General features: G+C 48.1%; 15 protein-coding genes. 10 read left to right on the top strand and 5 right to left on the bottom strand.

The annotated features are described in order from the left end of the window. From BMX82_RS01515 to BMX82_RS01500, 5 genes are all read right to left on the bottom strand, one after another. On the bottom strand, window positions 1–1,064 hold a 1,064-nt coding region (locus tag BMX82_RS01515; RefSeq protein WP_255396524.1), incomplete at its 3' end, for an Ig-like domain-containing protein. A gap of 74 nt (window positions 1,065–1,138) precedes the next feature. Then, window positions 1,139–2,620 carry an Ig-like domain-containing protein gene (locus tag BMX82_RS12935; protein ID WP_177171983.1) on the bottom strand — a complete coding sequence of 494 codons (1,482 nt, stop codon included), beginning with the start codon at window positions 2,618–2,620 and terminating at the stop codon, window positions 1,139–1,141. Between the two features lie 75 nt (window positions 2,621–2,695). Then, entirely contained in the window at window positions 2,696–4,306 is a 1,611-nt protein-coding gene (locus BMX82_RS01505) for an Ig-like domain-containing protein (RefSeq protein WP_091765459.1), read from the bottom strand. 148 nt (window positions 4,307–4,454) lie between these two features. Continuing rightward, the gene (locus tag BMX82_RS12930; RefSeq protein ID WP_156097665.1) at window positions 4,455–4,556 is read right to left on the bottom strand and encodes a smalltalk protein; all 102 of its coding nucleotides are present in this window, start codon (window positions 4,554–4,556) and stop codon (window positions 4,455–4,457) included. A gap of 73 nt (window positions 4,557–4,629) precedes the next feature. Further along, complete coding sequence (locus BMX82_RS01500; RefSeq protein ID WP_036912448.1) at window positions 4,630–5,166, bottom strand: HU family DNA-binding protein; 537 nt, start codon at window positions 5,164–5,166, stop codon at window positions 4,630–4,632. Window positions 5,167–5,445: 279 nt separating this feature from the next. Here BMX82_RS01500 and BMX82_RS12925 point away from each other — a divergent pair, with 279 nt between their 5' ends. From BMX82_RS12925 to BMX82_RS01450, 10 genes are all read left to right on the top strand, one after another. Further along, entirely contained in the window at window positions 5,446–5,658 is a 213-nt protein-coding gene (locus BMX82_RS12925; protein WP_036912445.1) for a DUF4248 domain-containing protein, read from the top strand. Between the two features lie 500 nt (window positions 5,659–6,158). Next, window positions 6,159–7,025 carry a hypothetical protein gene (locus tag BMX82_RS01490; protein ID WP_091765454.1) on the top strand — a complete coding sequence of 289 codons (867 nt, stop codon included), beginning with the start codon at window positions 6,159–6,161 and terminating at the stop codon, window positions 7,023–7,025. 180 nt (window positions 7,026–7,205) lie between these two features. After that, window positions 7,206–7,583 carry a hypothetical protein gene (locus BMX82_RS01485; protein ID WP_091765451.1) on the top strand — a complete coding sequence of 126 codons (378 nt, stop codon included), beginning with the start codon at window positions 7,206–7,208 and terminating at the stop codon, window positions 7,581–7,583. Between the two features lie 6 nt (window positions 7,584–7,589). After that, the gene (locus BMX82_RS01480) at window positions 7,590–9,827 is read left to right on the top strand and encodes a hypothetical protein (RefSeq protein WP_255396523.1); all 2,238 of its coding nucleotides are present in this window, start codon (window positions 7,590–7,592) and stop codon (window positions 9,825–9,827) included. Beyond that, a complete protein-coding gene (locus BMX82_RS01475) occupies window positions 9,824–10,333 on the top strand; it encodes a D-Ala-D-Ala carboxypeptidase family metallohydrolase (protein ID WP_091765448.1) in 510 nt (169 codons plus the stop codon). The genes BMX82_RS01480 and BMX82_RS01475 overlap by 4 nt, the downstream gene beginning before the upstream one ends. 119 nt (window positions 10,334–10,452) lie before the next feature. Further along, entirely contained in the window at window positions 10,453–10,665 is a 213-nt protein-coding gene (locus BMX82_RS01470) for a hypothetical protein (protein WP_091765445.1), read from the top strand. A 426-nt stretch (window positions 10,666–11,091) separates the two neighbouring features. Then, on the top strand, window positions 11,092–13,110 hold the full coding sequence (locus BMX82_RS01465; protein WP_091765442.1) for an AIPR family protein: 2,019 nt from the start codon (window positions 11,092–11,094) through the stop codon (window positions 13,108–13,110). A gap of 7 nt (window positions 13,111–13,117) precedes the next feature. Then, window positions 13,118–14,272: a DNA cytosine methyltransferase gene (locus tag BMX82_RS01460; RefSeq protein WP_091765439.1), complete on the top strand. Its 1,155-nt coding sequence runs from the start codon at window positions 13,118–13,120 to the stop codon at window positions 14,270–14,272. Then, a complete protein-coding gene (locus tag BMX82_RS01455) occupies window positions 14,273–15,454 on the top strand; it encodes a DNA cytosine methyltransferase (protein ID WP_091765436.1) in 1,182 nt (393 codons plus the stop codon). After that, window positions 15,451–16,425, top strand: coding sequence for an HNH endonuclease (locus BMX82_RS01450; RefSeq protein WP_091765434.1), 975 nt, complete (start codon window positions 15,451–15,453; stop codon window positions 16,423–16,425). The genes BMX82_RS01455 and BMX82_RS01450 overlap by 4 nt, the downstream gene beginning before the upstream one ends. The last annotated feature ends 2 nt before the right edge of the window (window positions 16,426–16,427 follow it).

Genomic DNA, 16,427 nt, shown 5'->3' with positions numbered 1-16,427 from the left:
TCTGGCGCTGTGGTCAGGCTTTCGCAGTCATAGAACATACTACTATAGCACCCTTTTGCCAGCGTCTCGGCGGGCAGTTTGGGCGCTGTGGTCAGTTTTTTGCAGCTTTCAAACATGCAATAATAGCATTCTTCTGCCAGCGTTGTGGCGGGCAACTCTGGCGCTGTGGTCAGGCTTTCGCACCAATCGAACATGTAACCATAGCACCCTTTCTTCATTGTCTTGGCGGGTAGTTCGGGCGCTGTGGTCAGGCTTTTGCAGCTCCAGAACATGCCATCATAGCAGTATTCTGTCAGCGTCGTGGCGGGTAGGAAAATCTGGTGATCGGCATCCTTATTCTTCAGATTCGTTTGATTAATGAACATCCACTTGAAGGCATAGTCGGCTGTCAATGTCTTATTGGTGGGGTAGTTGTCCTTGTTTATCAGGCTCATCACGTTGCCGTAAGCAAAGGTCTCGGCTGAGAGCTCGAAGCGATAACAATCGATATAATTATCAGCCCCGTACGCCTCGTTTGTGCCTCGGAACGAGATCTTGTCGCCCGCGGCAGCCAGCGTAACACCATCCGCTGTCAGGTCGTTCTTCCATGTGATGCCGCCATCGAGCGAGTACTCCACGTTGGTAGCAACGACATCGCTATTATATTTATTAAACTTGACGGTCACGCCAGCTTTGGCGGCCTCGAAGGTGAGCGGTGTCTCCAGGTTGATCACCACGCTGACGTCGCATGTGGCCTTCTTGCTGCCCGCCTTGGCGGTGATGACGGCCGTTCCTGCGCCCACGGCATGAACCACACCCTCATCGTCTACCGTGGCGACACTCTCGTCAGACGACGACCATGTGACATCAAAGTCTTCAGTGTCAGCGGGACTTACCGTGGCTTCGAGCGTCACCTCTTTACCGATGCCGTAAACCATCTCAAGTGTCGTCTCGTCGAGCGTGACGTCCGATACGGGAGGCGCCGGATTATCCGTTTCGCCCAACAGTTCGTCGCACGATGTTTGCATCATGGTCATTGCCACCAGCAACGCCATATAGGAAAGTTTCTTGATTGTCAGTTTCATCTTGTTTATTGTTTTTAGTTTTCCCCCAGCGCATTCTCGACGCAGGGGATTGCTGTTTTTATTGCGTGGCGGGGTTATTCTGCTGCTGCTGCGATTGTCCATCCTGTGGGGATGCCGTTAATGCCTTTTACCCAGGGCACATTCGTATTGATCTGTGCATCATCAGCTGTTCCTGCCAGATTGCCATTCATATCTGCTATATAAGCCGAATAAGCGCTGCTGATATAAATCGTCTTCGACGTTACGGATTCATCTATGCCAGCATCCCAGAGCCAGTTGTCAAGGCAATAGTCTGCACTGAGATCCGTAGCCTTACAGGTGACGCTGGACAATTTCTTACAGCAAGCGAACATATATGTATAGCACCCTTCTGCCAGCGTCGTGGCGGGCAGCTCTGGCGCTGTGGTCAGGTTTTCGCAGTTCAAGAACATGTTAGAATAGCACTCTTTCTTCATCTCTGTGGCGGGTAGTTTTGGCGCTGTGGTCAGGCTTTCGCAGCCACTGAACATGCCATGATAGCAGTGTTCTGCCAGAGTTGTGACGGGCAGCTCTGGCGCTGTGGTCAGGCTTGTGCAGTTATAGAACATATAATGATAGCACCCTTTTTTCAGCGTCTTGGCGGGCAGCTCGGGCGCTGTGGTCAGGCTTTCGCAGCCTTCGAACATACAACTATAGCACCCTTCTGCCAGCGTCTCGGCGGGCAGCTTGGGCGCTGTGGTCAGGCTTTTGCAGCCCGAGAACATGACATAATAGCAGTATTCTGCCAGAGTTGTGGCGGGCAGGAATATCTGGTGATCAGCGTCCTTGTTCTTCAGATTCTCTTGCATATAGAACATCCTCTCGAAGGCATAGTCGGCTGTTAACGTCTTATTGGTGGGGTAGTTGTCCTTGTTTATCAGGCTCATCACGTTGCCGTAAACAAATGTCTCGGCAGAGAGCTCGAAGCGATAACAATCGTCAAAAAAAAGGCCTCCGTACGTCTCGTTCGTACCTCGGAACGAGATCTTGTCGCCCGCAGCAGCCAGCGTAACGCCAGCCGCTGTCAGGTCGTCCTTCCATGTGATGCCGCCATCGAGCGAATATTCCACGTTGGTAGCAACGACATCGCTATTATATTTATTAAACTTAACGTTCGCCCCATCCGCAGCGGCCTCGAAGGTGAGCGGCGTCTCCAGGTTGACCACCACGCTGACGTCGCATGTGGCCTTCTTGTCGCCCGCTTTGGCAGTGATGACAGCCGTTCCTGCGCCCACGGCGTGAACCACCCCCTCATCGTCTACCATGGCGACACTCTCGTCAGACGATGACCATGTGATATCGTCGTATTCAGCATCGCTGGGACTTACCGTAGCTTCGAGCGTCACGTCTTTACCGTTGCCATAAGCCATCTCGAGCGTCGACTCGTCGAGCGTCACAGCCGTTACGGCTATTTTTGCGGGGTCGTCATTTGGCGCCGGATTATCCGTTTCGCCCAACAGTTCGTCGCACGATGTTTGCATCATGGTCATTGCCACCAGCAACGCCATACAGGAAAGTTTCTTGATTGTCAGTTTCATTTTGTTTATTGTTTTTAGTTTTCCCCCAGCGCATTCTCGACGCAGGGGATTGCTGTTTTTTGTTGCGCTGTTGGGTTATTCTGCTGCTGCTGCGGCGATGGTCCAGCCAGCGGGGATGCCGTTAATGCCTTTTACCCAGGGCACATTCGCATTGATCTGTGCTTTATCAGCTGTTCCCTCCAAATCGTTATTCATAGCTGCTATATAATCAGAATAAGCGCTGTTGATATAAATCGTCTTTGTCGTTACAGATTCATCCGTGCCAGCAGCATTGAGCCAGACATCAAGGCACCAGCCAGCACTGTGATCTGTAGCCTTACAGGTAACGCTGGACAGTTTCTTACAGCCCCAGAACATCCAATAATAGCAGCCTTCTGCCAGCGTTGTAGCGGGCAGCTCTGGCGCTGTGGTCAGGTTCTCGCAGTTCGAGAACATGCAACTATAGCACTCTTGCTTCAACGTCGTGGCGGGCAGTTTTGGCGCTGTGGTCAGGTTTTTGCAGCAATAGAACATATAAGAATAGCAAGCTTTTTCCAGCGTCTCGGCGGGCAGTTTTGGCGCTGTGGTCAGGTTCTCGCAGCCAAAGAACATACTACTATAGCAGTTTTCTGCTAGCGTTGTGGCGGGCAGTTTTGGCGCTGTGGTCAGGTTTTCGCAGTTATAGAACATAGAATTATAGCACTCTTTCTTCATCTTTTTGGCGGGCAGTTTTGGCGCCGTGGTCAGGCCTATGCAGGCCGTGAACATATTACTATAGCACTTTTCTGCCAGCGTTGTGGCGGGCAGTTTTGGCGCTGTGGTCAGGCCTTCGCAGTCAAAGAACATGTTATCATAGCACCCTTTCTTCATTGTCGTGGCTGGCAGTTCGGGCGCCGTGGTCAGGCCTATGCAGGCCGTGAACATAGAATTATAACAGTATTCTGTCAGCGTCGTGGCGGGCAGGAAAATCTGATGATCAACATCCTTATTCTTCAGATTCGTTTGTTCAGTGAACATCCACCTGAAGGCATAGTCGGCTGTCAACGTCTTGTTGGTGGGGTAGTTGTCTTTGTTTATCAGACTCATCACGTTGCCATAAACATAAGTCTCGTTTGAGAGTTTGAATTGATAACATTCATAATAATCATCACTTCCGTACGCCTCGTTCGTGCCTCGGAACGATATCTTGTCGCCCGCGGCAGCCAGCGTAATGCCGTCGAGTGTCAGATCATCCTTCCATGTGATGCCGCCATCGAGCGAGTACTCCACGTTGGTAGCAACGACATCGCTACCATATTTATTAAACTTGACGGTTGCCCCAGCCGCAGCGGCCTCGAAGGTGAGCGGCGTCTCCAGGTTGACCACCACGCTGACGTCGCATGTGGCCTTCTTGTCGCCAGCTTCAGCAGTGATGACGGCCGTTCCTGTGCCCACGGCGTGAACCACACCCTCATCGTCTACCGTGGCGACACTCTCGTCAGACGACGACCATGTGATGTTATAGTATTCAGCGTCTGCGTGACTTATTGTAGCTTCGAGCGTCACGGCCTTGCCAGCATAGCCCATCTCGAGCGTTGTCTTGTCGAGGGTTAAAGCTTTTTTTACCGGATTATCCGTTTCGCCCAACAGTTCGTCGCACGATGTTTGCATCATGGTCATTGCCACCAGCAACGCCATACAGGAAAGTTTCTTGATTGATAATTTCATTTTGTTCGGTTTGTTTTTAGTTTCAGAGTGCAAAGATAATTAAAAATGAGCGAATTGCCAAATTTTCACGCAAGAAATTTGTCAGTTTCCGTCCACAGAAAAAAATCATCCCCAGCGTCGGGGAAACGCCGGGGATTCTTCTTTCGTTCTACGCACCTGCGCACGAGGTCGTGCCGAGGGCAGTCACAATGGCCGTGAATACGGTCGCAATCATCTGTGCGATGAACTTGATGGTCTCTTTCTTGCTCATAATTCTTTCCTTTTTTTTGGTCGCTACGCCCTTGTAAAAGAAAGCGCCGCGGCGTGATCATTTACTCCCTTTTCTACTCCCCCTCGTGCGATGCCACGGCATACGAGCTGATGGGAATCTTCTCCTGATACTTCACCTTCTTGCCGTTGACCGTCTTCTCGCGCGATGCCACCACATAGGCCGCCTTGAAGGTACACTCTTTCTTCAGTGCCCGACTCGTCAGCTGCTCGCCCTTCGTGTTCTCGGGGATGAATCTGAGGTGCACGCCCTCGATCATGTTGTCGATGCCCACCTCGAGCGCCTTCTCTACCGAGGGCTGCGCCTTCTTGCCGTCGCTCTCGATGCTTGGCGTGAAGGTGCCGAATCCGTCGAGCTTCACGGGCTGGCCCTGTACGGCCATCTCCTTCAGACACGCCACGATGTTCTGCAGCACGAGCACCGCCATGGGGTAGTCCACCAGTTTGCCGTGTTCTGAGAGGTGCTTGGCGAAACCCTTCAGGCTCAGCGGCTCGCGTGTGTCGGCCTCGGGGTAGTACTTGCCGTAGGCAGCGTTCAGCTGGTTGGTGTTCTTACGCAGGTTCACTGGAAATGCAATAACTTCTGTTGCCATAATCTTGTTTTGTTTTTGTTTTGTTAATACTGTCTTGTTCTTGTTCTCACGTTTTGCTCACTCGGTGGCGCCGTTCCTCGTTTGCGATGGCAAAGTTACGAAATAAATTTAGAACCTGCAAGCTTTTCCATACACCGAAACAACGTTATGCAACGTTATGCGATGTTATCCGACATTCTTCGATGTTACACCAAACATTTTGCGCTTTTTTCTTGCATATCTCGCCGATTTTCCGTATCTTTGTACCATCAAACAAGAACAACGAAAAACGTAACCGTTATGAATCAGACACAACCCAGAACCCAGGCCACATTCGGCCGCACAGAACTCGCCCAGCAGTATTTTCCCTACATCCAGCCGTGCAACGCCTACCAGAAGCTGCGCTCCCTGCTGCTCGACGACCCCGAGCTGGCCCACCTCGCCCAGCAGAAGCGCCGCACCTTTCTCCCCTCCGAGGTAGCGGCCATCTACAGCCGCCTGGGCCGCCCCTGAGCCCGCTCAGGGGAAAGTGGGGGTTTCGATAAATGAGATCCTCACTTTGCTCGGAGCCCTCTCTGACGTGTTATTCTGCGCTATTCTGCTCTTTAACCCTGAAACCCTTTGATTTGTTGCAGTTGTTGCAGTGTTGCAGTTGTTTGAGAGCTTAGCGCACCCCTAAAAAAAGGTCTATATATTATATATATTATATATATATATAAATATATAGAATTTACTTTTCACTTTTCTCACTCCCTGATTCGAACTGCAACACTGCAACACTGCAGCAAAAATGCACGTTCTGAGGTCTTGAAAAAGTTTGGGAAGAAAAATCAAAAAGAAAATGTCAGATTGAAATAAATAGTTTGTATCTTTGCACGCATAAAAATCAAACTAGAAATAACCAAAAACGGAAACTTAAGATTATGAAGAATTTAACAACGATTGGAACCGACTGGCTCCAATGTAAGGGAGCCTCTGCAGCGAACGGCAAAGACTCCCGTAATCAGAGAAGAATGTGTGTGACAGAGGCCGACGCGCTGCTGAACATGATGAAGAAAATCATAGCAGGCGAGGCGCCCGAGAACTACGACCGGTTCTACCAGGCACACAAAGACGTGTTTAACATGACAGCCGTAAAGGCCGACTACGAGCGGATGAAACAGTGGTACGGCCATGTGACTTTCGAGAATCTGAAAGAGCTGCAGACCATGGTAGTGGCCGACTTCCTGAAGAAAGACCTGCTGCGAGCGGACCGAGCGCCGACGAAGCGCGAGCTGCTGCAGGTGAGGCTCGACAAGGTAGAGGAGCTGCTGCCCGCCGACTATGAGCTGCCCGAGGATTTCAGTCATCAGTGCGCCAAGTTCCGACGCTACATCTCGTGGGACGGCGACATCCTCGTGATCAACTACAACGACTATGGGCGGTTTATGTGCCACAACCTGACCCGTCTGAGCCTGTACGACCTGGTGAGCCTGTTCGAGTTCGACATCCTGCTGTCGCTGATCCATCAGGACATGAGGCAGATGGCGGCGGCCGAGTTGCGCCAAGAACCCAAGCGCGAGTCCCGCAGCGAGCCGACGGCAGTAGCCGACTTCGGCCTGCTTGTCTGCAAGCCCGAGAAGGCTGCCCTCGTCACCCGACGGCTCCACGAGCTGATGGAAGGCAAGACGCGACCCAAGGACGTGCTGATGCCCGTCAGGGCGGCGATGGACGCCGGAGCCCTGCGCCGACCCACCTGGCCCGAGTTCTGCAGCGAGTTCGGGCGCGACAGGCTGCGGTGCAAGTCGTCGCTGAGCAACTACACCCAGCCCGACATCGCGCCCTATCAGGGCAGCGCGTTCGACGAGATGGTGAAAGAGTTCCGCAACCTGATTCTCTAACACGCTCCTTTCCCCGGAATTCGGGGCGCTTTCATGGTCTTTCATGGTCATGTCTGGTCGTTTCTGATCGTTCAGGAATGACCAGATTTTTTTCTTCTCCAAACCAGATGATCTCCCTATCTTTGCAGCGTCTTAAGGATCCGTGAGACACTCTGAACATTTTAAAAAAAAGAAGAAAAAATGGAAACAAGAACAAGTAAACTATTCGGCAAACAAGTGATGGTCGACGGCATGATGGCCTTCGGCAAGTTGGAAAACGGACTGCGCATACTCGACTTCGAGTGCTGCGAGGACGTGGTGATGAAACCCTTTTCGGGCACGTTTAAGGTGCAGACGATGCGCGACGGCAATATCTACCTGACAGAACAGCCCCGCCGCCCACGCAACAAGGCCCTCTTCCGCGAGGACAACAGCTCGCTGTCGCTGGGACAGAACGGCAAGTACTACTTCGTGTTCTCGCTCGACGAGCAGCGTGTAGGCGAACTGCCCGAGCGCCTGATGAGCCAGGCAGGTCTGATAGCCAGGAAGATGATTCGTGAACTCGTGAAAAGAAACTAAGTGGCTATGAGCGTACACATGATCTATATGAAGGATGGGGCCAAGATGATGCGCCCCGTCCTTAGCCGGGAAGAGTATCTGAGTCTGCGCGACAGCGACACGCAACGGGCCGTGCTGAAAGCCGTCCGCGCGGGCGACGCCAGTCAGAAGAACCGGCTGATACAGATGAACTACTCGTGCGTGCCCAACGACGACGGGACGCTGAGAGGCGCGAAGACACCCTCGCGGTCGGTAGGCATGGACATCGACCACATCGCCGCCGGCCAGCTCGAGGCCGTGAAGCGCCGCATCCTCGACCGCAGGGAGCAGCTGGGACTGCTGATGCTCGAGCGCAGCGCCCGTGGCGAGGGCTACCACCTGGCCTTCCGCCGCCGCGAAGACCTGTCGCAGGAAGACAACCTGCGCTGGGCCAGTGAGCTGCTGGAGGTGGAGTACGACAAAGGGGCGAAAGACATCACCCGTGTGTTCTTCTCGACAACCGCCGACGCCAGTGAGCTGCTGATGCTCGACGACGCGCTGTTCGACAATTCTGCTGCAGTGTTGCAGTGTTGCAGTTCGGAAGACCCTATGCAGTCCGCTCCGTCAGACCAGGCCGTCTACGACCCCGAGGCCAGCTACAACGGCATCCTCTTCACCGACATCATCGCGAAATACTGGGAGATGTATAACAACGGCCACAAACCCGTGGAGGGCGACCGCAACGCGCTGACCTTCGAACTCGCCGCCACGCTGCGCGCGGTGTGCGGCTACTCGCTTGAGGCCCTGATGACCATAGTGCCCAACTACTGGGCAGCCCCCGACGGCAGCTGTTCGCAGCAGGATAGGGAAGAGTGGCGCAAGACCCTCGAGAACGCCCTGAAAGAGCCCAGGCGCGGGCTGTCGCAACGGCTGAAACAAGTGCTGCAGGCCCTTCAGGCACAGTCGGTGGTCAAGGCCTGCGGAGGCACCCTCACGTCGCCGCCACCGCTGCCGAAGAAACTGCCGCCGCTCGTCAAGCTGCTCACGCGCAACGTGCCCGACATCTACAAGCCCGCCGTGGCCAGCTGCGTGTTCCCCGCCCTGGGCGCCCATCTGCACGGCGTGAAGTTCCGCTACTGGGACAACGTCGACCACGAGGCCACGTTTATGAGCATCCTCATCGGCCGCCAGTCGATAGGCAAGGGCTCTATCAAGAAACCCATCGACTATATCATGGAGGACATCCGTCTGCGCGACCTGCCCAACCGTCAGCGAGAGAGCGACTGGAAACAGAGAAACCCCGGTGCCCGACAGAAGAAAGACGCCCGCCCGCAGGACATCTGCATCCAGATGCTCATCGACAACCTCACCGACGCGGTGTTCAACCAGCGCATCGTCGATGCCCACAACAACGGCCAGCGCTATATCTACACCATCGTCGACGAGATAGAAGCCCTGAAGAAAGTGACGTCGAGAGGGTCGGCCGACGAGGTGGGACTGCTCATCCGCAAGGCCTTCGACAACTCGCTCGCTGGTCAGGAGCGCGTGGGAGCCGACTCCGTGTCGGGCATCGCCCCGCTGAGGTGGAACTTCAACGCCTCGACCACGCCGCCCAACGCCCGCAAGTTCTTCTATAAGATGGTGAACGACGGCACGGTGAGCCGCCTCGACATCGCCACCATCATGCGCAGCGACGACGAAGACGACGAGGCACCCATACTGGGCATCTACGACCACAGCTTTGCCGAAGAGCTGAAACCCTACATCGACCGCCTCGACGCGGCGAGCGGACTGATAACCTGTCAGGCGGCGAAACGGCTGTCGCTGGAGATGCGGCGCGAGAACAGCGACACCGCCCGTCTCTACGAGAGCGAAGCCTACAGGGTGTTCTCCTACCGCGCCAACGTCATCGCCTGGCTGAAAGGCATGGTGCTCTACGTGGCCCACGGCTACAAATGGTCGAAAGAGATTGCCGAGTTCGTGCGCTGGTCGCAGCAGTACAACCTCTGGAACAAGATGCTCTATTTCGGCAAACAGCTCGAGCGCGAACTGCTCAGCGAAGAAGAGATCGAACGGCAGTCGGGCCCTCAGAACCTCCTCGACCTGCTGCCCGACGAGTTCACCACCGAACAGTATCTCCAGATGCGCCAGAGCCAGGGCCGCAGCGGCAGCGGCGAGTCGACCCTGCGCTGTTGGGCCAGCCGAGGCTATATCGTCTTCGACGACGTGAGCCGCACCTATTGCAAGACATCCGAATACAAAGTTAAAACCCACAAACCACAATGAACAAGACAAATCTCATCCGACTGTCGGAACATTTCACCCTCGCCGAACTGTGCAAGACCAGCCACACCACGGCCACGGGCAACACCCCGCCACCCGCGGCGATCAATAACCTGAAGAACCTCTGCGACAACTGGCTCGAGCCCCTGCGCCACAGCTATAACACCCGCTACGGCGACCCCGACGAGCCCCTGATCATCAGCTCAGGCTACCGCTCGCCCGAAGTGAACCGCAAGGCAGGCGGCTCGCCCACGAGCAACCACACCACAGGCTGCGCCGTCGACATCCGCTGCCTCGGCCTCGAACAAGCCATCCGCTACGCCGCCATCCTCCTCGACCTCGCCGACACACGAGGGCGTGAGTTTAAAGGCGCTCAGGCTTCCGAGGGCACCCTCGAGCCCGACTTCGACGAACTCTTCATCGAGCGCAGTTCCCGCGGCACCTACTGGCTCCACCTCGCCGTCCGTCCCACCGCCAACCGCCACAAAACCGCCTTCGTGCAGACCTAACCCCAGAGGGTGTGAAAGCACCCTCTTTTTTAATTTTTTCAAATCTAATGCCCAAATATTTGACGGTTTCAATAATAATCACTACCTTTGCAAGCATCAATAATTAAATTAAAAATAAAATGGAAAAGAAAAATTCAATCGACCGTCGCAATATCGACGAGCTGACAGAAGAATTGTCTAATAAGTACGGCGAGAAATGGAATAGTATTATGAACAAGAAGGTAAGCGAACTATCTCGTAGTGAGTTTGTAGATTTACTCAAAACCGTTCTTAAAGGCATAAAGGAAGTCCGCGCCAAGAAAGATCAAGCCGAGGAGAAGGAAGAAATGTAACACCGATGATGCCATAAAATGATTACAGGTATCGAGAACCATCATAAGTAACCCAGAAGGTGTGAAAACACCCTCTTTTTACATTTTTCAAATCCAATGCCCAAATATTTGGCGGTTTCAATAATAATCGCTACCTTTGCAAGCATCAATAATTAAATTAAGAAAAAACAAATATGAGGAATTAGAAAAATCGAGTCTTGAGCATCCTTGACTAGGCTGAAGAAGCAGAACTACCACCTCAGCAAATAGCATCAGTCAGACAAGGCAACGGGTGTTCGCGCTCTCCATAATGGGCGTGGACTGAATGGTTGTTGTCTGTTGCGGCTGTGGTAGGCCCTGCTTCTCATCAATCTATCTTTTCACGCCCTTCTAAGAGAAATCTTGGGAGGGTGTTTTTTCTCTGAGCAATAATTAAGAACTAATGATATGGATATAAAAGAGTTTGCGCAAGAGCTAATCGATAATGTAAACATGTCAGTGGAGATGACTGGCAGTGATTACGACCAAGAGCTAGCAACAAGTATCTTGGAATATATGGAAGACAATGGTGAGGTGAATGCCCCAGAGATTTGTTCATTCCAGAAAACCCGTAGTAGAATCACTGCTTACGATTATAATGATGAGGCTGAATCGCTCGATTTGTTTTATCTTATAAAAGCCAATACCTTGTTAGGCAAAGTAAATAATAACGAGATACATAAAGGCTTTAACTATCTGATGTCATTTTATCGCGAAGCGATGAACGGACAGTTGTTTAAGAACGATGATGTTGCTCCAAGTGACGAAATAGTAGAAGTCGCAAAACTGGTTCAAAGTACAAAAGGTCAGATTAATCAATTGCGTATTTACGTAATTACAGATGGACTTACTGACCCTTCTGCTGTGCCTGCAGCCGTAGAGAGTGACGACCTGGATTATGTGATTGAGTATAATGTTTGGGATATGCAGCGTGTTTACCAGCAGCACAATATTCGCGCTGGTAAGGAGAAAGTTGAGATTGATTTCCCAACTACATACAACACAGAGTTACAATGCTTAAAGATGAGCGAGCAGAATTTGTTTGTTGATGCCTACCTTGCCATTATCCCTGGTATTACTTTGGCTAAGATATACAAGCAATATCAGCAGGTTTTACTTGAAAAGAATGTGCGAACCTTCCTTCAGTTTAAGGGTAAGGTTAATAAGGAGATACGTAAAACATTACGTGAAAAACCAGATATGTTCTTCTCGTATAACAATGGTATTTCTACCACAGCTAGTGATATAGAGACAAAAGAAAGAGACGGTATGTTATATATAACCCGTCTTTTTGACTGGCAGATAGTAAACGGGGGACAGACAACAGCCTCAATAGCTGCATCCTTAAATGATAAGGAAGTGGATCTTAGCAAGGTTTTTGTTCCTATGAAAATCAGTGTTATTCGCGATTCAGAGCATGATTCAGAACTTATAAAATCAATCTCTATTTCGGCTAATAGTCAGACTGCAATTAAAAACTCTGATTTCTCCGCAAACGATCCGTATTTGGTTGACCTTGAGAGATTCAGTCGCTCAGAGTGGGTTCCTAATGGTAATAACAAACCATTCTGCAAGTGGTATTTTGAGCGTACCCGTGGTCAGTATCTTGACCAACTGGCTCAGCTTAATGGCTTTGATGAGAAGAGCTTTAAGATAGAATATCCCAAGAAGCAGAAGATAACTAAAACTGATATTGCTAAATACGAAGTAGCATGGAAGCAAAGACCTTATGAAGTTTGTTGGGGAGCTGAAAAGAATTACAAGTCATTCGTGGCAGAGATAAAGCGCGAGAAGCCAACAATCTCTGCAGTTTATTACAAAAAAATAATTGCGAAAGGTATTCTTTTTAATGCCATTGATAGTATTGTAAAGGCTCAGAACCTTGGTGGTTATAAGGCTAATATGAATGCTTATCTTATGTCTGCAATCTCTTTTCTATCGAAAGGTAATCTTGATTTAACTTATATTTGGGAGAATCAGAAGATACAGAACGAGGTGCTTTCAAAAGTTGAATCATTAATTCCAATGGTATGGGAGCATATTACAGGAGGAGCAACTGGCGGTAACCAGTCGTCAAATGTGGGTGAATGGACTAAGAAAGCAGATTGCTGGAGCAAGCTAAAAGTCAAGTTGGGTGAGATTGACAAGTTTGATGATGATCTGATGCAGCCTGATACCAATGATGACGGATCTTATTTGAACGAAACCCAGCAGAGTCGTATAAAGGAAGCCGAAGCTATAGAACCCAATTATTGGTTTGAATTGGCTAATTGGGCGAAGAAAAACAATCAGCTTACACCTATAGAACGTAAAGCTGCATTTAATTTTGGTACAATGAAGTCGCGTAATCGTGGCATCACATCATTGAAACAAGCTCAAACTGCATTGAAAATTGTGGAGAAGGCTAAAGAATTAGGATTTGAATAATAGAATAATGACAGATTTAAATATACAGAATACAGAAGAGAATATTGATAAAGAAGGAATTTCATGGGTTGATCGTGAATTCTCTCGACCTGATGCTACAATACGCTTGGCTACTTCATTTAGTGGCATAGGAGCAATTGAGTATGCACTAAAAAGGTTAGGAATAAATACGAAGATTGTTTTTGCTGGAGATATAGATGCTAATTGTAAAAAGTCCTATTTTGCAAATTATACTATTAGGGAGAACCAATGGCATACGGATATTCACGAATTAGATGCAACCCAATATAAAGGTAAAGTTGATTTGTTTGTAGGTGGTGCGCCTTGTCAGGCGTTTTCTATTGTAGGTGAACAACGTGGTTTCGAAGATACGCGTGGTACTCTTTTTAGAGAGTTTGCTCGTATAGTTAAAGAATGCCAGCCCAAAGTGTTTATTTTTGAAAATGTACAAGGCTTGTTTAAGCATGACCAAGGCAGGACCTGGGAAGTAGTTTACAATACATTTAAAGATTATTGTGGCTATGACGTTCACTTTCAATTGCTTAATGCAAGAGATTATGGAATACCCCAAACGAGAGAGAGACTATATTGTATGGGTTTCCGTGAAGAGACGGAGTTTAAATATCCAGCCCCAATACCTCTGAAATATAAGATGTACGATTTCCTTGAAGACTATACTGACTCAGATTATTATGATTCAGATAAGAATGCAAAATATCTGAGTGGTGATAAAAAACACCTTAAAGAATTGCGGATACATCCAGAGAAGGAACGCTTTAATGATTTTGTATTCCCAGTCCGTGAAGTTGAGGATAAGTATTATCTTTCAGAGAAGGTTGCAAAGTACGTTTTGTGCCCAGGAACCAAAACGTTCAAAACTCCTATTAAGACAGACCTGGAAATTGCTAGACCACTGTTGCATTCAATGCATAAGATGCACAGAGCCGGTGTCGACAATTATGTCACCTATAATAAGGCTAAAGGTATTGATGGCTTGCGTAAATTAACTCCTAGAGAGTGTTTCCGTTTAATGGGATTTAAAGATGATTTCAAACAGGTGGTAAGTAATACCGCTGCATATATGGAGGCGGGTAATAGTATTGTAGTCGACGTTCTAATTGCTTTGTTAAAGCAGATGGACGTTACAAAGTATGGCATATAAATGGTAAATAAATATTCAGATATACAAAACACAAAGGCCAATATTGACGTTGCTAATGATTGGCGAACAATGAAATTCTCTCATCCAGAGAGAACCATAAGGCTTGGCACTTCATTTAGCGGAATTGGTGCAATTGAACAATCTTTCTGTCGTTTGGGCTTAAATTGCCAAATAAAATTTGCTGGAGATATTGATGCGAATTGTAAGGAGGCTTACTTCGCAAATTATCCTATTACGGAAGATAGATGGCATACAGATGTTCACGACTTTGATGCTAAAAAGTACAAAGGTGAAATTGATTTGTTTGTTGGCGGCGCGCCATGTCAGGCATTCTCACTTCGTGGGAAACATGGTGGCTTTGAAGATACTCGTGGTACGCTGTTTAGAGAGTTTGCTAGGATTGTTAAAGAGTGTCAACCCAAAGTTTTTATCTTCGAGAACGTGAAAGGTATGCTTAGCCACGATAAGGGTAGAACATGGCAGGTAATTAAGAATACTTTTGAAGAGTATTGTGGCTATGATGTATATTTCCAAGTTTTAAATGGAAAGGATTATGGTATACCACAGAGTCGTGAGAGGCTTTATTGTATAGGGTTTAGAGAAGAAACTGATTTTAAATATCCAGCACCTATTGCATTGAAAAAATCAGTATATGACTTCCTGCAGAAATCATTTGATCCAAAATATCTGTTGAAGCAAAAAGGGGTTAATTTCATTACGCGTAGCGTAAACCACCAAAAAAGTTATACACAGGTGAATGGTGATATTATGCTTTGCCAAAAGAGAAATCAACAGTTTAACTGGCATGGTGATTTTGTTTTTCATCCAAAATTGAAGTCAGATACATTGACTCCTGAACAGGATGAACACTTGTATAGAGTAGCAGATTACGAAGAGAATTATTATATAATGCATAGACCTGAATTGTATGCTTTAAAGAGCCTCACTAAAAATGAGGCATGTATGGAAAAAATGTCATTAAGTGATATTGATGTTAACTACGGAAGATTTAGAAAGTTCACACCGAGGGAATGTCTGAGGATGATGGGCTTTGACGATTCTTTCAAAATTGTAGTCTCTGATACTGAAACCTATAAACAGGCAGGCAATAGTATTATTGTCGATGTTTTAATGGCAATTCTAAAAAAAATGGATATAACTAAATATGGTGTAATGTCATGATTATTGATGGTAGAACTTATAAAGTTGTTGATGTCTACGATTTGTCAGTAACGGTCCCTGATTCTTATGTCGTGCCTGCTAATAAAACATGTCGTGGAAACGGCGAAGCGAAACTATATATGGGATCGAAAGATCATATGAGAGAGTTTTTTACGGGTGCTAGTGAAAAAGCAGGCTTTGAAGTTGAGTGCGTCATTATGAAGGATGATCTGTTGAAGTATATGGAGACAATTAAACATGAATATACGCATCCTTCAATAAAATATCGGGGCATTTGTAAAAAAGGTAATATGTTTCCATTGTGGAGAAGTAGGTTGGATATGATAAATAAATTGCCGTCAGTTTTGAAATTCGTTGTAAAAGACCAAGATCAAATTGAAGGTAATAGGGGATATGTAAAAACAACGTCTAGTGCATTGAAGGGTGGATATGGGATAATAAGAAATATTTCATTGCCATTTGTGTCATATATTTCTGTAATGAAGCTATTGGATGAGGAAAAGGAGGAATATCTATTTTATTGGAAACTTTTTACTGATTTTACTCAAATGGCAGAGCAGCAATATGCGGCAAAAAATTATGGTAAAAAAATAAAATCTAAAATTAAAGGCACAAAAAGAGACGGTCAAACAAAGTATCGTCAAGATCTTTATGCCTTATTTGGACATTGCCCCTTTACTCAAATTGATGATGCAAAATTGTTAATTGCTAGCCATATTAAGCCTTGGTCAATATCTGAACCGAAAGAAAAAATTGATTCGAATAATGGACTACTATTGTCTCCTTTATATGATAAGTTGTTTGATAGAGGATTGATCTCGTTTGATAATAACGGTATGTTGATAGTTTCGGATTGGCTATCAACTGCGAATAGGAAAAGAATTGATTTCTCGTATAAAGTTGAAGACTTGCATTTGACGCCTAAGCGGCAATCATATTTGGAGTATCATCGTAAATATGTTTTAAAATAGTA

It is taken from the genome of Prevotella sp. khp7 (genome assembly GCF_900109055.1).
Taxonomy (GTDB): Bacteria; Bacteroidota; Bacteroidia; order Bacteroidales; family Bacteroidaceae; genus Prevotella.
This window is presented reverse-complemented; position numbering and strand designations above follow the sequence as displayed.